Genomic DNA, 22593 nt, shown 5'->3' with positions numbered 1-22593 from the left:
ATGTGTTTGGGTACGGAGAGGATAATAAGAAATTGACGTGCTCAGAAAAACACACCAAACTGAGCATTATTGTTTCTTTATTCGAGCGAATGTATGGATAGGCTAACAGCCGCAAAAGTATTTGTTGATGTGGCAACGACTGGCAGTTTTACCGCCACAGCAGACAGGCTGAATATGTCTCGTCCCATGGTGACGAGATACATTGAAACGATGGAAGCTTGGCTGAATACCCGCCTGTTACATCGAACCACACGAAAAGTTTCTTTGACCACAGCGGGCGAAACATGTCTGGAAGAAGTTAAACAATGGCTTGGGCAAGCAGAAAGCCTAAGCGGACTGGCAGACGCCAGTGGTGAATTGTCGGGTACAGTTCGGTTAGCAACCAGCATGTCATTTGGTTATTCTCAGTTGGTGCCAGCTATTCAAGAGTTTATGGTAGAGAACCCCAAAGTAAATATCGATATCGACTTGCAAGACTCAGTAACAGACCTGACTGAAAGGCAGATAGATCTTGCTATCCGAATCGCCTCGGCACCTGATCCGTCTCTGATAGGTAAGCCTATATCGGTATGTGAGTCAGTTGTGGTAGCTTCGCCACAGTATTTGACTAAAAATAGAGCCATTTCTGAACCGAGTGATTTAACCAATCATACTTGTCTTGGGTACAAAAATTTCCAACAGCATATCTGGCATTTGACAAAAGATAACGCGCAACAATCGGTAGAAGTTAGGTGTAATCTGACAGCAAATGAAACGACAACCTTACTGCACGCAGCATTGCGTGGCGCAGGCATAGCTATTCAGCCAACTTATCTCGCAAACCAATACGTTAAAAGTGGTCAGCTTAAGCAGGTTTTGCCGAGTTGGAAACCAGATGACCTTACCATTTATGCTCTATATTCTTCCAGAAAGTACATGTCACCAACTGTTCGGACACTGATTGATTATTTATCAGACTATTTTTCCGACACTCGTTGGTAATGTTTTGCCTGATTATTGCCACTACAAGAAATTAAGCTGCTCCATTCAAACGGGACACCTCTGCCAGTCAATGCATCCAAGTGAATTATTGTGCAAAAGTGATATAGAGATTGAGATGCTAATATGTGCCAGTTTTTGGGAGTTTTCTGTCACGGCCTCAGTGCTGTGAACCATGAACAAAAGTACGGTGATTTCAGTGGCACGATCCACCACTGAGTAATTACGTTAACACACAAAGGGGCAAAAGTGCTTCAGAACTACCTCAAAGCACTTACATAGGTCCTCAAAATTTTAAGATATAAAAATGTGCTCTCGGTGGTATCCAAGATAGATTTTTTGCTGTCGATTGAAAGCACCTACATTGTCACAATCCAAAGCCCAAGACTTTATCAACTCACTTTCTACAGCCGTAGAAATCAACACATCCCCCTTATCACTGAAAGAGATGAACCCTTTATCAAACAAATGGTCAATGTGAGGCGCTAACATCAGGCCATTATTACCATCAAGTCTCTCATCATTGCTAGATGCTCTCCAAGGCTTGATATGGCTAGCAATTAAGTGTCGACGATTACTTACGCCAGTGATACGACAACAAGTCTCGATCTGTTCTACACGAGACCTGAAGATTCCTTGACCTCTTCTGGATTTGACTAGTTGCTGAATAGTTGTTTCACCAAGAGTAGAGTCATTGAGCAAATCAGCTTCTATGTCACTCTCTTTTGAATCTATCAATGCCTGAAGAGCATTAGTGGAAATGATTTCTTCTATGATTCCATCATTGATCAGTCTAGATAACTCAGTGAACAATTCTTCAGATAGTTCAAACAAGTAAGCCTGATTACCTCGCCCATTTGGTTGCAGTGGTGAATATTTGCTCGGGAGAAGTGGCCCAATGCAATCCATGTAATCAGCAGGACGAACTCTATTAGTTAGGAAGTGATAATCTAAATCAACTTTCCAGCCTTCATCAGACCAGGCATCGCCAGCCGCGCCGAACTCATCAGGTTTATGAGCTGAATAGGCTGTACGTGTTACTACACTGATAGCACTAATTAGACTAGATTCGAATGACAAGACGATATCACCAACACTTACACGTGTCATATTGTCGTAGAATTGACTTGCTGATCCATTCTTGTTGACCTTTGGAGACCACAAGTAGCCTCCAGAGCTTTCTTGCTTAAACGTACTATTTTGGCTAACCCACCAGTATTTCATAACGTGCCTTCTTTGAGTTTAATTATCACAGAATAACAGGAAATAAGTTTTTGAAATGCTGTCTAGGTGAAAGACTTTACGCCAGTGGCAGTTTTCTGATACGGAATCCCTTGGTGATCACAATTATTTTCAAGCAAGCCAAAACTCGTCATGGGGCAAAGATTTGTTTGCCTTGCCGTGATCAACACGCCCGGCAATGACTCGTGTGGAGCAGCAATGTTAGAAGGTAGGTGCGTCAATCCATCAAAGCCTAAGAATGGTGACTGAGAAATTACCTAATACTCTCCGCAATGCTTTTTGCGAATGATTTTATATTGTTCGCTAACTGAAGGACTGAGTTCAATGTCATACTTCTGAACAACACGTATAAACCTCAAGATATATTGACACTGGTTCTTCGGTGGTAACCATTCATCTAACCCTTTTGCACCTTTTTGGCGATTCAAGCTTGCTTCAACGGCGATCAGATTAGCTTGGTCATTTGCCAAGGATTTACGTTTATCCGCAGTCCAGCCATCTGCTCCATTATCCCAAGCCCACTTCAACGGCACTACATGGTCAATATCAATCTCAGAGGCAGAGTAAATGGTATTGCCAGTAAATAGTGAGTTCCAACGCCCTGATACTACTCGACACTTCTTTTCAGTGTTGAAGTGAACAGGAGATACAGACTGAGCAATCAATGCTTCTGCTCGGGCATCTTGACAATCGCCATTTAGATCAGCCCACCCGTGACCAAATTGGCTACGTGAATATTCACTATTGTCTGATGAGGAATCTGGTTCAGTTTTGATGGAATAACCTTTAGGCAGACGGCCACCACTTTCAAGACAGGCTTCTATAGAATTGAATGGTGTGTAGTTCCGAGTACGATCATAACTCGAAGAATTTTCATCGTGACATATACCGCTACTGCTTAGTTTTACGACTTCAGAACTCAACACGGCAGGAGATACAAATAGTAAGGTAGTAAGTATTCTTATTGCATGAATTGTCAAACTTATCTCCTTGCTCAATAAAAAGTGTCAAGAGGCCCTTAGCCGTTAGTGAGTCACCCTTTGACTAATTGCCATAATGTAATTCACAGCCTCACTCAATATAAGTTCACTGAAATTGGTCGATAAATCAACATCGCTCAGTACAATGATTAAAAGTATGTCATCATCCGTGAGGTCGTTCATTAAATGCCAACCTATTTCGTCGGGATCGGTTCGCATGACTGCTTGACTCATCATATCAAGAAGATTGGTTAAACATTTGTCACAATCCAATTTTGCTCGATGGATTTTGGCTAGAAGCAAGGTCTTTGTATTCATGCTGCTAGGGTAGCGAATTCTGAATTTAAGTAAGCATGAAATACGACTGATATTTTGTGACCTATAGCAAACTTCTGGCTAGCCAAGTAGATCAAAGTGCCGCATGAGAAAAATTTGGGGAAGTCACGATTAACAGAAAATGTGAGTTTGGTCGTCGAAACTGATAATGGGGCAAAGACGTGTTTTTCGAGATATGCGTCAGCACGTCCTTGGACAATTCTCAGTTTGGATTTTTCAGAGATAACGAACACTCGGATAAGACCAGATCGGGCAAAAACAAAACCTGATCCCATTTTCACATTTCTATACTTCTAGTGCTTTATCAAGAGCATCAAGTGATGAAACAATTGTTCCGGCTGTTCCATGCTCAAACTCGACTCGATCTGTTTCCTCATGCGTACCCTTGTTCAAGTATACTCAGTGCGGATCTTGACCGCCAACTCCAAGTAAAGAATCTAATGCAACAACAATATCTGCTTTATTTGGTATAGCTGCTTTGGACTTGTTTAATTTAGAGCGCAAGTTATCAGCTAAAGCTCTTAAGTCCCAAGGAGCATGGACACTGATTGGTTTATCTGTATTGTCACAATGCTTCGCATAGTGTAACCATGCCTTTTCACAAAGGTGTTCCAAAGCTCGACGAGATGACATTAAAGCATCTCGATATTCGGCTTGCGCATACAACTCAGAAGCTGCCAAAACATAGTTTTTAGGGCGCTGAAGAGAAAGCACTTGAACGTGTCGTTCACCTTTTTGAGGCATAAAGATGTAGGATTCTGCGCAGTCAGTTTAAGCAAATCACGATAGTCGTGAAGATAGCTGTCGCGTCGCTTGAATGAGATGTGCTGCTACTTCGCGCACTTTTTGCGGCGTAAATTCGACGCGATTAACACCAACACTTATTGCTGCTAACGCGTGGTTATACATATTCAACACCGGCGCGGCAATTGAACTCATCTGATTCTCTCCTTGCGCGTGCTCTATCGCATATCCCAGTCTTTTTGCTTGTTGAATTTCTGCTAAAACGGATTCTAACCGGACGGTTTTATCCAATCCCTTGGGAATGATGTGTTCAAGATAAGTTTCCTGCACTGTTTTACTACGTGTTGACAAAATGGCCTTGCCAGCGGCGGACTGATAGGTTGGAAAAGTGCTGCCGATGAACACGTTGGACGCTTTGGCCATTGAAGATTCTGTTTTAGCAATAACGACCGTTCTGTTACCCACTTCGATGTTCAAGTAAACGGAGTTATAAGTTTCATTTTTTAATATTTCGGCGATAGGGTGAAAAATTGAAATTGAATCTTGGCGGCTGAAAACGGTCGAGGCTAACTGAAATATCTTAGCCCCCATACAGTATTTTTTCTTTTCACTTGGATCGATACTAATCATATTGTGAGCAAGCAAGGCGTCTATCAGGCGGTGTGTTGTCGAGTAAGGTAAATTGCTCTCTTCAGATATCTCAGATAAGGACAGTGACGAAGTAGATTGAGCTAAGAGCTGAAGTATTTGCATTGCACCGTCAACAGCTGGGGCTTTGGATTTGGTCACGATCATAATTGTTACTCACTTGTTAATTTAATTGTAATCACACTTACTTTTCCATATATGGAAAACTAACTTTTTTATCGTATTCTCATTTGACCGAATTGTCAGTAACTCTATAAAGTCTCTGTAAACAACGAGGAGATGTGTCATGCGTGTTGAGCATAATTTTGTTAACAATGAGTTTGTAGATGTTAAATCCAGCGAACCAATCGCTGTATATAATCCTGATAATGAGCAGCAAATCGCCCAGGTTGCTGCTGCAACATCAGACGAAGTACTCGAAGCGGTAGCTATTGCTAATTCTGCCCAAAAAGAGTGGCGTAAACTTACTAGTATCGAGCGTGGGGTACATTTAAAAAAACTGGCAGACAAACTGGTAGAGCATGCCCCGAAAATAGGCGAAATACTGGCGCTTGAATCTGGTAAAAGCTTAGAAGATTCGATAAACGAAACACTTTATGCTGCCGACATTACACGTTATCACTCAGAGTGGGCTCGACGTATCGAGGGAGAAATCATTCCTAGTGATACGCCGGAAGAAAACCTATTTTTACACCGTGAACCTATCGGTGTCGTAGCTTGCCTAATTCCCTTTAATTATCCGGTTTATACCTTACTCAGGAAGATCGCGCCTGCATTAATTACAGGTAACACCGTTGTTGTCCGTCCTAGCAATAATACTCCGTGTTCTGCATTCGCGATTGCACGAGCCATGGTTGAAGCAGAACTGCCCCCTGGTGTAGTGAATATCATGACTATGGATCATGCTACTGCAGAAACCATGTGTACCCATCCGAAAGTCGGCATGATTACATTGACGGGAAGCGTCGGAGCAGGACGAAAAGTGCTTGAATACTCGCAAGTCAATATTGCCAAGTCTTCTTTAGAACTGGGTGGGAAGACACCTGCCATCATCGCACCTGATGCTGATTTAGAAAAAGCAGCTCGCGAAATCGTCGCTTCTAAAACAGCAAATTGCGGGCAACTATGTACTTCAGTAGAACGTGTTTATGTACATGAGTCAATCGAAGCGGTGTTTACGCAGCTACTAAAGCAAGAAATGGAAAAGGTGCAATACGGTTCGAGAGCGGAGAAATCCAGCAACATGGGACCTCTTGTCAACGACAATGCACGTCTCAATATTCACCAGATGGTGGAACGGGCGATTGATGATGGCGCCGAACTATTGTTGGGCGGGTATATTCCTGAGCGAGCCGGTTACTTTTATCCACCTACGATGTTAGTCAACTGCCGACAAGATATGGAAATTGTGCAAGAGGAAGTCTTTGGTCCAGTTTTGCCAATTTTGACTTATCAAAATATCGATGAGGTCATTGAACTGGCGAATGATCATCAATTCGGATTAGCCTCTTTGATGTACACAGAGAACTACCGTGATGCAATGAAAGTTGCAAACAATATTGAAGCAGGAGAGTTCTACATCAACCGGATACCTTCGGATCCCTATCAGGGCTATCACCAAGGCTGGAAACGATCAGGCCTAGGCGGTGACGATGGTAAACACGGAATGCTGGACTACACCCAAACACGTTTAGTTGTTGCTAAATACTAAATAATCCACTGTTACCCTACGAAGGGCGTGCACTACTAATAATATTTACCCAAGCACGCCCGTCTGACAAAAGGACGGAATCATGCCAAACGCAACTATGGAACAGGTTGTACGTACACCTACCCCTGTTAAACAGAATCTAAGTCGTTATTTTCAGTTTATTTTACTGTTACTGGCTGGCGGTGCTATTTATCCTCTTTTGTATCTGAGGCAGAACTTTGAAGTCTCAATTCTAGAAACATTTAATATTACTATCAGCGAATTGGGTAGTTATTATTCGATGCTTGGCGTCATGTATATGGTGTGTTATCTGCCAAGTGGTTGGTTGGCTGACCGCTTTACCCCCCGATTATTGATTACTTTTTCTATGGCAGCTACTGGTGGACTGGGGCTATGGTTTGCCTCCATTCCGTCTAAAGAACTGTTGCCGTATATCTTTTTAGGTTGGGGGTTAGCTGCTGGATTGACCTTTTGGGCGTCATTAATCAAAGGTGTCAAAATACTTGCGAGCAAAAATGAGCAAGGCCGCTTCTTTGGCATACTAGATGGCGGACGGGGTTTAGTTGAGGCGGTACTGGCGACAATAGCAATCAGTATCTTCGCGTACTCTGTTGAATCCGCGGGCGAATCTACGTCAGTTGCGTTGAAGAAAGTTATTTACATGTATTCCTATACTTGTCTGGCGTTAGCCGTTGTGATTTTTCTATTCTTTAGAAAAAGCGGTGATGCTGATGAGAAAAAGGAAAAAGTACAGGGAAGTCTGTTTTCTAACCTGAAGCTTCTGGTCTCTATTCCTGAAATGTGGCTGGTAGCTGGCGTTATCTTTTGTGGTTACCAACTTTTCTGGGCAACGTATTCATTTTCGGCTTACATGCAACAAAGCTATGAAGTTTCGGCCGTAACGGCAGGATTCATTACCGTTGCAAAGTTATGGATGCGACCAATCGGTGGTATTGGTGCTGGTTTTCTTGGCGATCGCTTCCGCAATGAAAATATTCTAGCGATCTCTCTGTTGTGCGCATCTATTGGCCTACTAATGATGATTGCCTTACCACAATTTAATTCGATTTATTTCATCTTAGCATTGGTACTCCTCATTGGCGTGTTGACTTATGCAATTAGAGGATTGTACTGGGCACTGCTTGATGGTTGCGATATTCCGTTGCAGGTTACCGGTCTGGCTGTTGGTGTCATTTCACTGATTGCCTACACCCCCGATATTTTCTTACCTATGTTAAACGGATACCTTTCAGAGCGATACGAAGGGTTAACTGTTTATCACTTTTACTTTGGTTATATAGCCGTTACTGGATTATTCGGTACGTTCGGCTGTTTGAAATTGAAAAAAATGCTTGACGCTAAGCAAGGAGCATAAGCCATGAAAGTTTCACACTTAACGACTCATATTGTTGCGACCCCACCTCCTCATGTCGGTGGCATGTATTGGATTTTTGTTGAACTGCAAACAGAGTGCGGAATTCAAGGTATAGGAGAGGTTTACGCGGCATCGTTTCATCCAGAGGTTATGAAAGTTGCAATACAGGACGTGTTTGACCGTTATTTAAAAGGGCATGATCCTCATCATGTAGAACGATTCTTCAGAGAGGCTTATTCGAGTGGTTTTACGCAACGACCTGACCTTACCATGATGGGCGTCGTGAGTGGCCTGGAGATGGCTTGCTGGGATATCGTTGGTAAAGCCGCAGGTAAGCCTGTTTATGAACTTATTGGCGGGAAAGTGAATGATAAATTGCGTTCATACACGTATCTCTATCCTAAAAATCGCCAAGGTGATTACGATTACGATAACGTTGAACTCGCAGTTGAGTGCGCGATTGAAAATATGGAATTGGGTTTTACCGCGCTAAAGTTCGACCCGGCTGGACCATACTCAGCCTATTCTGGACATCAACTGACACTAGAAGCATTAGATAAGTCGGCAACATTTTGTCAGCGAATTCGTGAAGCTGTTGGTAACCAATGTGATCTATTATTCGGAACACATGGACAAATGTGTGTGTCATCGGCAGTTCGACTGGCTAAAAGGCTAGAGCCGTTTGACCCCCTTTGGTTTGAAGAGCCGGTTCCACCTGGCCAGCATGAAGCGATGGCGCGTGTAGCACAGAAAACAACCATTCCGGTTGCCACTGGTGAACGTCTGACGACCAAATATGAGTTCCACGAAGTTCTACGCAATAACTCAGCGTCAATTTTGCAAATGAATTTAGGAAGAGTTGGTGGGATTTTAGAAGCGAAAAAAATTGCAGCAATGGCAGAAGTGCACTACGCCCAGATTGCTCCACATCTCTACAATGGCCCAGTTGGTGCTGCTGCAAGTATTCAGTTAGCGACAGCGACACCTAACTTTCTTATTCAAGAGAGCATTATGACTTGGGGGGGATTTCATGCTGAAGTTCTACAAAGTCCAATCCAATGGGAGGATGGCTACATCATTCCTTCTGAAAAGCCAGGATTGGGTGTGGAACTTAACATGGATGTCGTCAAGATGGCCTCTCCGTACACTAGCAGAACGCTGCACTTATCTATGGATTCAAAACCCTATGATGTTAAGGCAGAGTCGAGCCAGTCTTGGAAAAAGAAACCGGAGTAAAAGCTATGCAGTATGATTACGTTATTGTAGGAGCGGGATCGGCGGGTTGTATATTAGCCGATCGCCTCTCTGAATCCGGTCAGTTTTCGGTGTTACTGCTAGAAACAGGAGGAAAAGACTCCAGCCCTTGGTTTAAGTTGCCGGTTGGTTTTGCAAAAACCTATTATCACCCTGAGTACAATTATATGTACTACAGCGAGGCAGAACCAAATATGGCGGGTCGTAGTATTTATGCTCCGAGGGGGAAAGTACAGGGTGGGTCTGGCTCGATTAATGCGATGATATATGTTCGTGGCCAACGTAAAGATTACGACGATTGGGCTGCCCGCGGCAATCCTGGTTGGAGCTATGATGATGTACTGCCTTATTTCAAAAAGCTTGAAGCTCACCCGCTGGGTGATACTGAGTTTCATAGTTCAAAAGGACGCATCGGTATCACTCAAATGAAGCACGATGCTCACAAGATTTGTAACTATTTTCTCAAAGGGTGTGAAGAGCTTGGATACCCTCTCAATGAGGATTTCAATGGAGCACAGTTTGAAGGTGCAGGGGTCTATGAAGCCAATATTGCTAAGGGGATGCGTTCCTCAAGCAGCTTCGCTTATCTTGAACCGGCTAAAAAGCGCAGTAACTTAACGATTGTACACTTTGCTAAGACAGAGCAAGTGCTGATTGACGAAAACCTACGAGCTACAGGCGTAGTTGTTGATGTTAAAGGAACGAAAAAACAATATCTTGCGAACAAAGAAGTAATTCTATCCGCAGGAGCTGTGGATTCGCCAAAGTTATTGATGTTGTCTGGGGTTGGCGATCAGGAGCAGCTTACGAAACTCGATATTCCAGTTCGTAAACACCTTCCAGCGGTTGGAAAAAATTTGCAAGATCATTTGTGTGTGAGTTACTACTATAGGGCCAACCAAAAGACCCTTAATGATGATTTAGCGAATTGGTGGGGACAAGCGAAGGCAGGACTGCAATACCTTGTGAATCGCCGTGGTCCTCTGGCTCTTAGCGTCAATCAAGCTGGTGGTTTTTTCAAAGGCGATATAACACATACTGAGCCTAATATTCAGCTTTACTTTAATCCGCTGTCGTACGAGATTCCAAAAGATCCAAACGCTAAATTAGTGCCGGATCCTTATTCGGGCTTTCTTGTGGCATTTAATGCCTGCCGTCCTACGAGTCGAGGTGAAATTGCACTTCGCTCAGCGAACGTTTCGGATGATGCGTTGATTAAGCCAAATTATTTGGACACCGAGCACGATAGGCTGGAAGTTGTGCAGGGTAGCAGATTAATTCGTGAGATCATGGCTTCAAAAGCGCTCACAGAGTTGACAGAGAAAGAAGTCAAACCTGCAGCGACGGTGTATGACGAGAAGACGATGCTAGAGTACTTTGAGCAAAACGGTGGATCAATTTATCACTTGTGTGGAACGTGTATTATGGGGCCAAAGGAAGAAGACTCGGTCGTATCTCATCAACTAAAAGTCCATGGAATTGATGGTTTACGTGTCGTTGATGCTTCCATTTTCCCGAATATCACGTCTGGAAATACGAATGCTCCGGTCATGATGGTTGCTGAAAAAGCAGCAGATATGATTCTTAATGCTAGCTATATAGCCTGAGATGCAACTCCAGCTCAGCCTGATTTTTCGCGACAGCTATTTGTGTGCTGATTAAATGCATTTCGATGTGCGAAAAGCACTGCGGAGTTTAAGCGAATCACTATGAGCAGAAGGGTCTGATTTTTCAGACCCTTCTTGTATTTAATGTCCTTTGACTAGCGTTTGAAAGTCACTTGTTCTTTTTCGTTAAGGTAAATGTGCGTGGTTGCGGGTTGAGTTTCTGCGATCACTTTACCGTTTCGAATAGAATAGCGAACTGGAACTTGACGACGAACCGCATCAAAACCGTTTTTAGCATGAAGGATCAACAGGCTACCTGGTCTTCCCTCTTCAATACCGTGCTCGTTCTGAATGTTCACACTACAACCCTAATTCACACTCATTGATGGCTGCACTAACGCTTTTGCTGTGTATCGTAACTGATTTGCTTACCTACGTTCTTTAGTTGCACCCCTACCTTATTAAACGCCTTTTGGATAGCTGTTGAGACATGCTGGCGACCTTCTCCCACTAAAAATTTTTCTCTATCTTGATTCGTTTCGAATACGCAGACTATTTCTAAGCTTTGTGGAAAAGAAGGGAATTTGACCGTATGAGTCCCCCAAAGAAAACCATCGTAGCCTTTTAACGTATCTTCACAAACTTCGGTCAACACGTCTCTAATTAGATTCTCGACCTTCTTATCTGATTTACGCATGAAGCAAACTTCCTATTTAACACCTTTAAAAAGGTTTCAGTCTACATTGTCTCAAACGATATTGGGCAGTGGAAGTTAGTCAACAGCTTGTTGACTAAATTATTCTTATGAAGGTTTACTGTGTTCTAAACAGATTTAGGGGCAGAATTGAGCTAGACCCTGTAAATAATTCTGTGTAACTGTCGGCGGTTACATGTATTCAGTGAGTCGGTCTTCGAACATAATCATAAAGCGGTTTAGAGCTTGTCGCCAGTTTCTAATCGGCATCGGCCACTTCTTGGAAGCATCTCGGGTAGCCAGGTAGATCACCTTTCTAGCTGATTCATCCGTTGGGAAGAGCTTGCGCTTCTTGATCGCTTTTCTAATAACGCTGTTGAGGGATTCAATGGCGTTAGTCGTGTAAATGGCTCGGCGAATATCCTCTGGGTAGTTAAACAGGGTGTTGAGGTTGTCCCAATGCGCCGTCCAAGAGCGACTGATTTGAGGACACTTACTATCCCATCGTTCAGAGAACTGCTCTAAAGCGAGCAGTGCCTCATCTTCTGTGGCTGATTGGTAGATTTTCTTCAGGTCAGCCGTCACCGCTTTGTAGTCTTTCCAAGGGACGTATTTGACCGAGTTTCGCACCATGTGGAAGATACAGAGCTGTATTTGCGTCTCTGGGAACGCAGTGTTGATGGCGTCAGGAAAACCTTTTAGTCCGTCAACGCAAGCGATAAGGATGTCTTTTACCCCACGATTTTGAAGCTCTGTCAGCGCATTAAGCCAGAATTTGGCACCTTCCGTTTCAGAGAGCCACATGCCGAGCAGCTCTTTTTGGCCTTCCATGTTGACGCCTAACGCAAGATAGACCGCTTTGTTGATGACTTGCTTGTCTTGACGCACCTTAACCACGATGCAATCGAGATAGACGATAGGGTAAATTTCGTCGAGAGGTCGCGAGGGACGTCGATATCGACCTCTCCATCATCGGTGATAATGGACTTACCCGAGTAACCATTGCGGGAGTTGGACTGGTTCTGGATTGGTGTTTTTGATATCCAAGGTGCTCATCGAGTTCAGCGTTTAATGCCGTTTCAACGGTCACCTTGGTTAACATTTTACGGAAGTCATCAAGATCAGATTCTGTCTTAATTGACTTTGCTGCCTCAGTATCGCAAACAGCTACAGGGTTATGGCATACGGGCAAGCATGGGAGATGTCGGTGCTTGTTGGGATAATGCCGTGGTCGAGCGGTTCTTCGGAAGCTTAAAGCACGACTGGTTATTTAAAGTACATCAGCCAACCAGAGAGCATATGAAGAAAGATGTCTCAGCCTACCTAAAGAAAGTGTCCGGTTGGAGCCAACCAGAACATAAATACGAGTTTTTGGAGGAACATCGTAGAGTTGGAATAATCGAAAGTGTTATAGTCCCCCAAAAGTCAAATTTGGAAATCTATCATGCATTCAACCGACGTTATTGAACTCGTTAAACTAGGCATAAACATCGAAATTGCAAAAGACTCTTCTCTACATCCCACAGACGCACTAAAAATCGTAACGATTGCCAGTGAGATTGGTACTCACGTTACCGTGAAGAAGAAATACCATACAGATGTCCTGATGGAGTTGGCAAAAGTAGGACGCGATCACATCACTGTTGCTATTTAAACAACGGACATCTAGTTCTTAACCGCAGATAAAGTGGAGCGTGCAACATATTGGGGGCAATATGCTGCACGTTTTTATCGCCAGAAAGGAGCATAAACTTTCTGACATTAGCGATGTTTAATTCGCTAATCGGTTAAGCTAACTGAGCTGCTGTTCTGTTGTTTTGCGCAATTTCAATCTACTCGATTAGCTTCCAAGCAATTCATTTCTAAACAGGGGCATCGCACCCGTTTGACGACAAACTTCGTTTAAGCGAACCTGAGCTTGCAAGATGTTCTGTTTCCAATTCTCGTCTTGCGCCCACATTTCGATCACAAGTGGCACGACGCACTCCGTTTCTTTCAATGTTCTGAAAACCGCATTGAAATCGACTTCTCCCTCACCAATCACTAAATCACGGAACTGCCCTTTGTATTCAGGAGTGACGCGATATGTGTCTTTAAGGTGAATCTGGGTAATACGTGGCTTACTCAACTTAAGCTCTGTCACTATGTCATAATTCCAACCCGATATATTGCCTACATCTGGATAAGCGGTGAAATAAGGCGAGTCAACCTCGCGGCTCAACACTTCAAATTTGCTTAACGAGTTCAGGTAATCCGTATCCATGATTTCAACTGCTAACATCACCCCAGCGCGCTCCGCCAGTTGTGCCGAGAGCTTCATACCTTCGATAAAACGCAGGTGTGTCGCTTTGTCTGCAGGTTCGTAGTACACGTCATAGCCTGCGAGCTGAATAGTACGAACTCCCAACTTGTACGCCAACGTAATTGCCTTCTCCATATGGATAACAGCTTGCTCTCGCACTTTCGGATCGGCTGAGCCGAATGGAAACTTACGGTGTGCACTCAAACACATCGACTGCAACGGCACTTGATACTCTTCACACATTCGGCGAAGCCCATAGATCTCTTCATCGCTCCAATCTAAACGGCTGCGTCTTTCATCGGATTCATCAACCGAGATTTCAAGGAAATCAAAGCCTAACTCTTTAGTAGTTTTTAGTTTCTCTTCCCAACTTAAGTCATTCGGAAGGGCTTTTTCATATAGCCCAACACGATGGCGCATTAAGTTTTGGTACATAACGCCTCCTAGTTCCAGTAGCGGTTGATTTGTTCTTTTAGTGCTTCAGCGGTTTCTTGCCCTTTTTCACCCGCCAACGCGCGGCCAGCAATAAAGGTTTTCGCTTTAATGCCTTCAAATAGGTACAAATCTTCTGGCACGATGCCGCCTGTGATAGACAGCTCGATACCCAGCTCAGACAGATCACGCATCTTCACTAAGTCTGATTCTGTCCAGCCCACACCCGCCAACTCAGCATCACGAGATCGGTGATAAATCGCTTGTGTAATACCAAGGTCAACCCAAGCTTTGGCGTCGTCCATAGTCCAGTTACCGTAGATCTCGATTTGAATTTCGCCATTGAACTCATCAGCGACTTTCTTACACGCATCAATGGTTGCAATGTGCGCAGCTGCCGAAACCGTAATCCAGTCAGCACCGGCTTCAAATGCCATACGAGCCAGAATCGCGCCGCCATCTGTTGTTTTCATATCACACACTAAAATGTGGTCAGGATGGTTTTTACGCAGTGTCGAAACCGCCTTCATTCCTTCAGCGAACGCAAGGATAGTCCCCACTTCAATCACATCTACGTAGCTCTCTACGTTGTTCGCAACTTCAATAGCAGCAGGTAGGTTCGTTTGGTCTAGGGCGATTTGAATCATTGGTTTAGTCATGGTTTTATCCTTTAATTTGTTCACGTATTAGATGGGCAAGGCCATCTTGATTGTTGTCTGTTTTGCATACGGCTTGAGCGTTCGATTTGACGGTGTCGTCAGCATTAAACATCGCTACACCTAAGCCTGCGTACTGAAGCATTGATATGTCATTGTGATTGTCGCCAATGGCAATCACTTGGGAGGGCAGAAAACCCAGTTCCTTCACGTATTCAGCAAGGCGTAGGCCTTTGCTATTGCCCTTAGCAGCAAAGTCGATTCGGTTCGACCACGAACGTTCGCCGTTAAAATGATCTTTGACCCAAGGCGTTTGCATTAAGTGATCGACCGACTCTTGCTCCCCTTCCACCACAAACTTCCACACATACTCAGTGTTCTTCGCCGTTTCGGAGAATGAATCCACGCGATAGATATTTGGCTTGTGGTGCTCTGGCGCTTGCTCTGCCCACTCTTCCAACGCCAACATGTAGGCGAATGGGTTGTAGTTGGAGTAAGTCATCGCATCGGTGATGTACATCACCATCTTCAGTTTGTGTGCCTGCGCTAGGTCGATGAACGTCTGAGCGTTCTCGTGCTCTATTGCGTTATGAGTTAAAACGGTCTCGGTTTGGTAGTCATACACGTAGGTTCCGTTGCAGCAGATAATTGGAGTATCTAGTCCTAACTCATAGTAATAAGGTCTTGCTGCAGTGTGATGCCTGCCCGTCACGATCATTACATGGCAATGTTGCTTGGTCTCTTGGATCGCTTTTTTCACTTCAGGATGGATGGTGTGATTATCGGTCAACACGGTTCCATCAAGGTCTAACGCCAATACTTGATACATCGCCTATCCTCGCATCACGCTTATTGCTGCCCGTAGTAAGCGTTTTCACCGTGCTTACGTAGGTAATGTTTGTCTGATAGCTCCGGCTGAATCTTGATGCCGCTGTTCAGCGAACGTGTAGCCAATGCCATGGCCGACACTTCCTCTAGCACCACCGCGTTATGTACGGCATCTTTGGCATCTTTACCCCAAGAGAAAGGAGCGTGTCCCGCCACAATTACACTCGGAACTGCCATCGGGTCTACACGACGCTGAATAAACTCTTCGATGATCACCAAGCCAGTATTCTTCTCATACTGATCGGCGATTTCGGTGCTTGAGAGCTTGCGAGTACACGGGATATCACCATAGAAGTAGTCAGCGTGCGTTGTGCCAAGAGCAGGAATATCAATGCCCGCCTGCGCCCAAATAGTTGCACTGCGAGAGTGGGTATGCACAATGCCGCTGATTTCTGGGAACGCTTTGTAGAGCTCCAGGTGGGTAGCTGTATCACTTGAAGGATTCAGCTTGCCTTCAATAACGTTGCCTTCTAAGTCCACTACCACCATGTCTTCAGCCGTCATATCACTGTATTCGACACCCGATGGTTTAATCGCTATCACGCCATTTTCACGGTCAAACTCAGAAACATTGCCCCAAGTAAATGTCACTAAGCCGTACTTAGGAAGCTGTAAATTCGCTTCTAAAACACGTTGTTTCAATTGGCTATATTTGGACATATCGACTCCTTAAGCCGCTTCAGCTTGTGCGAGAGCCATATCAATCAGGTTCGCCACATCTTGCGGTGTTTTACATGCACGCAGTTTTGAGAAATCTTCATCAAATTCGATCAGGTTCGCGACCTGCATCGTGCCTTCGATGTGTTCTTCTGAATCTTTACCTGCCAAAGTGATCAGCACATCGACAGGCTCATCAACGTCGTCAAAAAGAATTGGGGTTTCTAGTACCGTTAGCGCAAAGCCTGTTTTGATTACACCATCTTCAGGGCGGCAGTGTGGTAGAGCAAATGCGTCGTGAATACAGATATATGGGCCTTCAGCAGAAATTGCTTTGATGATCGCATCGTAGTAACGCTCTTCAGCAACACCTGCTTTAACTAGTGCATCAGTACCGATTTTGATAGCCGACTGCCAGTCGGTTGCTTTGGCATTAAGTTGGATTGAGCTGTTGGTAATCAGAGATTCTTTCAAATTCATGTTTTGCTCACTTAGTGATTTGTTATTAGTATTTTTATTAGCCCAGCCGCTTTGCCGCTGGGCTATTTCAATTATTTGTGGAAGTTGTTTTCGATAAGTGACATTAATTCATCACCAAAGGTTTTCACCATGATCATGTTCTTCACTGCTAGCTGCTGTTTACCTTCTGGTAAGTTGATAATCTTTTCTGCCAACGCAACTGAAGTCACGATGATGTCGAATGAACCTAAGTGTGATTTGTAGTCTGTGATTGCACTGTTGAATGTGGTTGCTGGAACCCCTTTCTTATCTAAGAACTCTTTGATCTTCTTAGAACACATCATTGAAGAACCTTGACCAGAGCCACAGCACACGAGAACTCGTACTGGTTTCTGTCCAGTGGCACTGCTAGCTTGTGCAGCTTCAGCCAACGCTTGAGATTTTACTGGCGCTTGAGAACTAGGCGCTTCAACCTCAACTTCTACACCTTCTGGTGTTACTGCTGTCATGGTTTGTGCTTGTTGCGCTTCGCCGTCTTCTTCAGCACGTAGTGCTTTCGATGCGAAGTACATGTACACACCAGAAAGAGCGACAACAACAAAGAAGAACATGCTAGAGCTTGAGACACCTTGCATGATTGGTGGGAATACAAGAGCCCAGTCAGCCATACCCATCCAGCCGTTAAACTCAGTACCTGATTGTGCGAAGATGTGAATCGCCCAAGCTGAACCAACCACCTCGATAATGCCCATCACGAAACAGATCTTCATTACCGCTTTCCAGCCACCGAAGTGGTTAGCGAACACACCAATCGTTGCGTTAGAGAAGAACATTGGAATAAAGCCAGGGATAATCATGATTGGCGCATCGAAAGCCAGCATTGCCAATACCGCGGTAAATTGACCCACAGCACCCCAAAGGAAACCGAACACCATTGCGTTTGGTGAGTATGCGTAGATAGCCGCACAGTCAATCGCAAGAACCGCATTCGGGATTAGGCGTTGAGAAATACCGTTGAACGCTTCAGATAGCTCGGCTACGAACATGCGTACACCGGTTACGATAACTTGAATTGCAACTGCGAATTTCAGGCCAGTCTCAAAGATGTATATGACCCAATGCGTTTTGCCTGCCATTTCTTGAAGGTTATCGATTCCAAATGAGAGAAGAATCAATCCGAAGAAAGCTGTCATCACAAGAGTGGTTGCAGCAATACTGTCGTGGAAGATATGTAGCCATTTTGGCAGGTTGATGTGGTCAACGCTGTCGTTTTTGTCACCTAGCTTAGGAGCTACTTTAGTTGCAACCCAAGATGCAAATTGCTGTTGGTGACCAATAGAGAAGCCAGCTCCGCCTGTCACTTCTTGTGTAGGCTTGAACATGATGTTGGAAGAGATGCCCCAGTATAGTGACATCAAAATTGCAGAGTAGATGATGGTTTCCCACATACTCGCGCCAAGCACGAAGTAGAAAACAGCAATCAAGCCAGCTTGTTGGAACATGATGTGTCCCGTAAGCATAATGGTGCGGATACCTGTGATCCTGCGGAAGGCAACTAATAGAATATTAATACCCAGCGCCATAAGGACTGCATACCCAACCCAAGAGTAATTGTCACCCATGGTTTCCATAGTGGCCATCATGGAGGTGTAAGGGTCGATTACCGAGCCTGTTAGTCCATGAATTTCACTCATTTTTTCGATAACCGGTTTAAAACCTGCTACCAGTGTTCCCGCACCCACTTGAACAATCATAAAACCAACAATGGTTTTAATTGAACCGGCGATAACGGTTGTTGCGTCACGTTTGAGAAGGATGTAACCGAGACAAGTTACGATACCAAGCAGCAAAGGTGCTTTGGTCATAACCTGACTGTAAAAAATATAGAAGATTTCGTATAAGAACTCCATATCTTTACCTCTAATATGATTTGTAGTTTTAATGATTTGTAGGGTTCAGTGATGTCTTTCACTGCTCACGAGATAGACTTTAACAATCAAAAGTAATCATTCAATGCTCACTTGTGATTGCTTTGATTTATATCAATTATCTATCCTTACAATGTGCCCAATTGAGCGTCGGATCACGCAAAGACAATAAAAATTAATTAAAACAACAACTTAAAAAACAACGTGAGTAAGGCCTTATTTTCTTAACCTGAATGTTTGACAATCACAAAGGTGATTATTAGAATCAAAATAAATCAAAACTAATCATAAAGTTGTCACAGCGACAAATAGAGTGATAAACATGAACGAAGTGCAAAGACACAACGGTATCCTGTCGTTACTAGAAGAAATGCAGACGATTAACGTCTCTCATATTATTGATAATTTTAGTGTTTCACCGGCTACGGCTAGACGTGATATCGCAAAATTAGATGAGCTAGGCAGACTTCGAAAGGTACGAAATGGCGCCGAAAGAATAGAAAACCAAAAGAGAAAATGGTCACCGCTCAATATCAACAGTACTGAGTTTTATGAAGAGAAAGCCCAAATAGCGCATGCCGCAGCCGAGCTTTGTCAGGCGGGTGACACCGTAGTCATAAACTGTGGTTCAACCGCTTTCCTATTGGGTCAGCAACTGTGTGGGGATGATGTTCAGATCGTGACCAACTACTTCCCACTCGCCAGTTACCTGATCAACGAAGATCATGACGACGTGATCATCATTGGTGGCCAATACAACAAGGCACAAAACATCTTTTTAAACCCAGCACCAAACTCATTGGGTGGCTATGCCGGGAACTGGATGTTTACGTCTGGTAAAGGGTTAACTGATGCGGGTCTCTATAAAGCCGACATGCTAACCGCGGTTGCCGAGCAACAGATGTTAGAACAAGTCGACAAGTTAGTCGTTGTGGTAGACAGCTCTAAGGTTGGCCAAAGAACCGGAATGTTGTTTTGTGACACTAAACAAATAGACATAGTAATCACCGGTAAAGATGCCAACCCAGACGTGGTTAAAAAGATTGAAGATCAAGGGACACAAGTTATCTTAGTGTAAATCTAGTGAGTTAATCCACCCTCAAATAATAATAAATTTCAGCTCAGTGCCTTAGTAAAAATTAAGGTGCTCGGCTCTCTACATCCAAATTAATCAATTTATCGAAATAAAAGGTATTATTATGAGCAATGTAAACGAAATCACTCGCGAGTCTTGGATACTAAATACATTCCCTGAGTGGGGCACATGGCTAAATGAAGAGATTGAAAAAACCATTGTTGAACCAGGCACGTTCTCTATGTGGTGGCTTGGTTGTACAGGTATCTGGTTAAAATCAGAAGAAGGCGCAAATCTATCAATGGACTTCTGGTGCGGAACTGGCAAGAAAACACAAGCTGTTCAAAAAATGAAAAACCAGCACCAAATGATGCGTATGGGTGGTGTTGAAGCACTTCAACCAAACCTACGTACTGCTATCTTCCCTTTAGACCCATTTGCGATTAAGGAAATCGATGCGGTAATGGCATCTCACGACCATGGCGACCATATCGATATCAACGTTGCAGCGGCGGTTCTACAAAACTGTGGTGATCATGTAAAATTCATTGGTCCTAAAGCGTGTGTAGATTTATGGATAAAATGGGGGGTACCAGAAGAGCGTTGTGTTGTCGCTAGAGTTGGTGACGAGATAAGAATTAAAGACGTAAACATCAAGGTTCTAGATGCGTTCGATCGAACAGCACTCGTAACACTTCCTGAAGGTACGTCTTCTCTAGACAAAGACATTCTAGACGGTATGGATGATCGCGCGGTGAACTATTTAGTAGAAACAACAGGGGGTTCTGTTTACCACTCAGGTGATTCACACTACTCAAACTACTACGCTAAACACGGCAACGACCATAAGATCGACGTTGCATTACTTTCTTACGGTGAGAACCCACGTGGCGTAACGGATAAAATGACCTCTTCAGATATCCTTCGTGCTGCTGAATCTCTGAACTGCGAAGTAGTTGTTCCATTCCACCATGACATTTGGGCTAACTTCCAGAACGATCCACGTGAAATCGAAATGCTATGGAATATGAAGAAAGAGCGTCTTCAATACGGTTTTGCTCCTTTCTTCTGGCAAGTGGGTGGTAAATACACATACCCAACAGATAAAGGCCGCATGCATTATCAGCACTTTCGTGGTTTTGCAGACATTTTCAAGAACGAGCCAGAATTACCTTACCGCGCATTCTTGTAAGCTTTTCTCATCATTAAGGGAGCGATTAGTCGCTCCTTTTTAATATCCAATGAGCACCAAAATTCCATCACTTCGGGAACATCACGCGTTAATTTGAGTTGAGTCTCCCGAAGCACTGGATGTTCAGTTCAAAGGATATTCAGTCCAAAGATATCTTTGATATCAAAAAGTACTCGTTCAGTTTTCTCTTTAGATACTTGGCTTCCTTTAGTCAAAATGCCGATTAACTGTGCCTTATCATCTAATAGTTCTGCTCTTTTCGCTCGAATAGGTCGAAGTAGCTCTTGCAGACATTCTTCAAGGATTTTTTTTGTCGTTCCATCACCAAGACCTCCACGTTGGTAGTGCTCCTTCAATTGAGTGATGTAGTCTGAATCTGGGTGAAATGCATCAAGATATGTAAAAACAACATTTCCTTCAACACAACCAGCATCCTCAATCTTCAAGTGATTTGGATCGGTATACATTGATTTTACGGCAGCACTGATCTCCTTCTGGGAAAAACCAAGGTTGATAGCATTTCCCATTGATTTTGACATTTTGTTCTTTCCATCTGTGCTAGGTAGACGTGATGCATTACTTAGTAGTGGGCGGCATTCATTGAGGACTGTTTTTCCTGCTAGGGTATTTATTTTCCTTACAATCTCATTCGTTTGTTCAAGCATTGGCAATTGATCATCCCCAACAGGAACGAGAGTCGCGTTGAAAGCAGTGATGTCAGCGGCCTGAGAAATTGGATATGTCAAAAAGCCAGCAGGGATTGAACGTTCGAAGCCTTTATTTTTAATCTCACTTTTCACCGTAGGATTTCGTTCCAACCGCGCGATTGTCACAAGATTACTGTAATACATCGTTAGCTCAGCTAATGCGGGTAATTGCGACTGGAGACAAATTGTTGTTTTACTCGGGTCGATGCCTACCGCAAGATAATCTGCGACGACATTAAGTATATTGGAAGATACCTTAGATGGATTGTGAGCGTTATCTGTTAGACCCTGCATGTCAGCGACAAGAATAGTCTGGTCGTGAACATGTTGCAAAGAGACACGCTGCTTCAAAGATCCGATATAGTGGCCAAGATGCAATGGGCCTGTAGCTCTGTCACCTGTTAAAATGATTTCTGATTTATCAGAGGGTTGATTAGTGTTCATGATTGTATCTCCTAGTATGCAAATAGATCGCTACTGGAGATAATGAGAACACAGTCCTAGCTACCTTCCAGCAGCTTAAGAATGTGACAATCCCGTGCCGCTCTAGTTAGAGCGCCACCAAAAGAAAAATAATGAAGGTGTTGTGGTATGTTTCATCCCATCAAACTAACAATAATTAATTTTAAACTCAACCCCTGAACAAACCATTACCAGATTGATGTCTTCGGATCTCAAGAAGCTATTTTAAGAGCGTTTTAATTCTCTTCGGGTTTGACACCCTGTAT

At 43.8% G+C, this 22593-nt stretch carries 20 protein-coding genes and 3 pseudogenes; 9 read left to right on the top strand and 14 right to left on the bottom strand.

Features of this window, described 5'->3' with window-relative positions:
• The first annotated feature begins 93 nt into the window (after window positions 1-93).
• The gene (locus AC6R0R_RS15675; RefSeq protein ID WP_500627383.1) at window positions 94-981 is read left to right on the top strand and encodes a LysR family transcriptional regulator; all 888 of its coding nucleotides are present in this window, start codon (window positions 94-96) and stop codon (window positions 979-981) included.
• Window positions 982-1272: 291 nt separating this feature from the next.
• Here the strand turns inward: AC6R0R_RS15675 and AC6R0R_RS15670 are convergent, their stop codons facing one another.
• From AC6R0R_RS15670 to AC6R0R_RS15655, 4 genes are all read right to left on the bottom strand, one after another.
• A complete protein-coding gene (locus AC6R0R_RS15670) occupies window positions 1273-2202 on the bottom strand; it encodes an HNH endonuclease (protein ID WP_446609195.1) in 930 nt (309 codons plus the stop codon).
• A 275-nt stretch (window positions 2203-2477) separates the two neighbouring features.
• On the bottom strand, window positions 2478-3200 hold the full coding sequence (locus AC6R0R_RS15665; RefSeq protein ID WP_500627382.1) for an HNH endonuclease family protein: 723 nt from the start codon (window positions 3198-3200) through the stop codon (window positions 2478-2480).
• 735 nt (window positions 3201-3935) lie between these two features.
• Complete coding sequence (locus tag AC6R0R_RS15660; RefSeq protein WP_500627381.1) at window positions 3936-4280, bottom strand: hypothetical protein; 345 nt, start codon at window positions 4278-4280, stop codon at window positions 3936-3938.
• A 36-nt stretch (window positions 4281-4316) separates the two neighbouring features.
• Window positions 4317-5075, bottom strand: a complete 759-nt coding sequence (locus AC6R0R_RS15655; RefSeq protein WP_500627380.1) for an IclR family transcriptional regulator — start codon at window positions 5073-5075, stop codon at window positions 4317-4319.
• A 139-nt stretch (window positions 5076-5214) separates the two neighbouring features.
• On the opposite strand from AC6R0R_RS15655, the gene aldA reads away from it, so the two are divergent.
• The 4 genes from aldA to AC6R0R_RS15635 all read left to right on the top strand — a co-directional run bounded on the left by aldA (window position 5215) and on the right by AC6R0R_RS15635 (window position 10875).
• Window positions 5215-6639, top strand: a complete 1425-nt coding sequence (gene aldA / locus AC6R0R_RS15650) for an aldehyde dehydrogenase (RefSeq protein ID WP_500627379.1) — start codon at window positions 5215-5217, stop codon at window positions 6637-6639.
• Between the two features lie 82 nt (window positions 6640-6721).
• Window positions 6722-8014 (top strand): MFS transporter, encoded by a 1293-nt coding sequence (locus tag AC6R0R_RS15645; protein ID WP_500627378.1) that lies wholly within the window; start codon window positions 6722-6724, stop codon window positions 8012-8014.
• A 3-nt stretch (window positions 8015-8017) separates the two neighbouring features.
• Complete coding sequence (locus AC6R0R_RS15640; protein WP_500627377.1) at window positions 8018-9250, top strand: mandelate racemase/muconate lactonizing enzyme family protein; 1233 nt, start codon at window positions 8018-8020, stop codon at window positions 9248-9250.
• On the top strand, window positions 9229-10875 hold the full coding sequence (locus tag AC6R0R_RS15635; protein WP_500627376.1) for a GMC family oxidoreductase: 1647 nt from the start codon (window positions 9229-9231) through the stop codon (window positions 10873-10875). The genes AC6R0R_RS15640 and AC6R0R_RS15635 overlap by 22 nt, the downstream gene beginning before the upstream one ends.
• Before the next feature lie 155 nt (window positions 10876-11030).
• Here AC6R0R_RS15635 and AC6R0R_RS15630 read toward each other — a convergent pair.
• The 3 genes and pseudogenes from AC6R0R_RS15630 to AC6R0R_RS15620 form a co-directional block, all read right to left on the bottom strand.
• A pseudogene (locus AC6R0R_RS15630) lies at window positions 11031-11237 on the bottom strand (cytosine deaminase); the annotation flags it as partial.
• A gap of 32 nt (window positions 11238-11269) precedes the next feature.
• Window positions 11270-11572: a Fis family transcriptional regulator gene (locus tag AC6R0R_RS15625; RefSeq protein ID WP_500627375.1), complete on the bottom strand. Its 303-nt coding sequence runs from the start codon at window positions 11570-11572 to the stop codon at window positions 11270-11272.
• Between the two features lie 189 nt (window positions 11573-11761).
• Window positions 11762-12761: pseudogene (locus AC6R0R_RS15620) on the bottom strand (IS256 family transposase).
• On the opposite strand from AC6R0R_RS15620, the pseudogene AC6R0R_RS15615 reads away from it, so the two are divergent.
• Together AC6R0R_RS15615 and AC6R0R_RS15610 are read left to right on the top strand one after the other, a co-directional pair.
• Window positions 12737-12898, top strand: a pseudogene (locus AC6R0R_RS15615) (integrase core domain-containing protein); the annotation flags it as partial. The pseudogenes AC6R0R_RS15620 and AC6R0R_RS15615 sit on opposite strands and share 25 nt — an antisense overlap.
• A 115-nt stretch (window positions 12899-13013) precedes the next feature.
• Window positions 13014-13223 carry a hypothetical protein gene (locus tag AC6R0R_RS15610; RefSeq protein ID WP_500627374.1) on the top strand — a complete coding sequence of 70 codons (210 nt, stop codon included), beginning with the start codon at window positions 13014-13016 and terminating at the stop codon, window positions 13221-13223.
• Between the two features lie 186 nt (window positions 13224-13409).
• Here AC6R0R_RS15610 and AC6R0R_RS15605 read toward each other — a convergent pair whose 3' ends face one another.
• From AC6R0R_RS15605 to AC6R0R_RS15580, 6 genes are all read right to left on the bottom strand, one after another.
• Window positions 13410-14306 carry an L-ribulose-5-phosphate 3-epimerase gene (locus AC6R0R_RS15605; RefSeq protein ID WP_500627373.1) on the bottom strand — a complete coding sequence of 299 codons (897 nt, stop codon included), beginning with the start codon at window positions 14304-14306 and terminating at the stop codon, window positions 13410-13412.
• 8 nt (window positions 14307-14314) lie between these two features.
• The gene (locus tag AC6R0R_RS15600) at window positions 14315-14962 is read right to left on the bottom strand and encodes a 3-keto-L-gulonate-6-phosphate decarboxylase UlaD (protein WP_500627372.1); all 648 of its coding nucleotides are present in this window, start codon (window positions 14960-14962) and stop codon (window positions 14315-14317) included.
• Between the two features lie 4 nt (window positions 14963-14966).
• A complete protein-coding gene (locus tag AC6R0R_RS15595) occupies window positions 14967-15788 on the bottom strand; it encodes a Cof-type HAD-IIB family hydrolase (protein WP_500627371.1) in 822 nt (273 codons plus the stop codon).
• A 20-nt stretch (window positions 15789-15808) separates the two neighbouring features.
• Window positions 15809-16507, bottom strand: coding sequence for an L-ribulose-5-phosphate 4-epimerase (locus tag AC6R0R_RS15590; protein ID WP_500627370.1), 699 nt, complete (start codon window positions 16505-16507; stop codon window positions 15809-15811).
• 9 nt (window positions 16508-16516) lie between these two features.
• Entirely contained in the window at window positions 16517-16984 is a 468-nt protein-coding gene (locus AC6R0R_RS15585) for a PTS sugar transporter subunit IIA (RefSeq protein WP_500627369.1), read from the bottom strand.
• 71 nt (window positions 16985-17055) lie between these two features.
• Window positions 17056-18873: a PTS ascorbate-specific subunit IIBC gene (locus tag AC6R0R_RS15580; RefSeq protein WP_500627368.1), complete on the bottom strand. Its 1818-nt coding sequence runs from the start codon at window positions 18871-18873 to the stop codon at window positions 17056-17058.
• Window positions 18874-19213: 340 nt separating this feature from the next.
• Between AC6R0R_RS15580 and ulaR the strand changes: the two genes are divergently transcribed.
• Together ulaR and ulaG are read left to right on the top strand one after the other, a co-directional pair.
• Window positions 19214-19969: an HTH-type transcriptional regulator UlaR gene (gene ulaR, locus AC6R0R_RS15575; RefSeq protein ID WP_500627367.1), complete on the top strand. Its 756-nt coding sequence runs from the start codon at window positions 19214-19216 to the stop codon at window positions 19967-19969.
• Window positions 19970-20090: 121 nt separating this feature from the next.
• Window positions 20091-21158 (top strand): L-ascorbate 6-phosphate lactonase, encoded by a 1068-nt coding sequence (gene ulaG / locus AC6R0R_RS15570; RefSeq protein ID WP_500627366.1) that lies wholly within the window; start codon window positions 20091-20093, stop codon window positions 21156-21158.
• A gap of 128 nt (window positions 21159-21286) precedes the next feature.
• Here the strand turns inward: ulaG and trpS are convergent, their stop codons facing one another.
• A complete protein-coding gene (trpS, locus tag AC6R0R_RS15565) occupies window positions 21287-22309 on the bottom strand; it encodes a tryptophan--tRNA ligase (protein WP_500627365.1) in 1023 nt (340 codons plus the stop codon).
• Window positions 22310-22593: the final 284 nt, after the last annotated feature.

This window comes from Vibrio sp. R12-SW3-ISO1, assembly GCF_059834005.1.
This window is presented reverse-complemented; position numbering and strand designations above follow the sequence as displayed.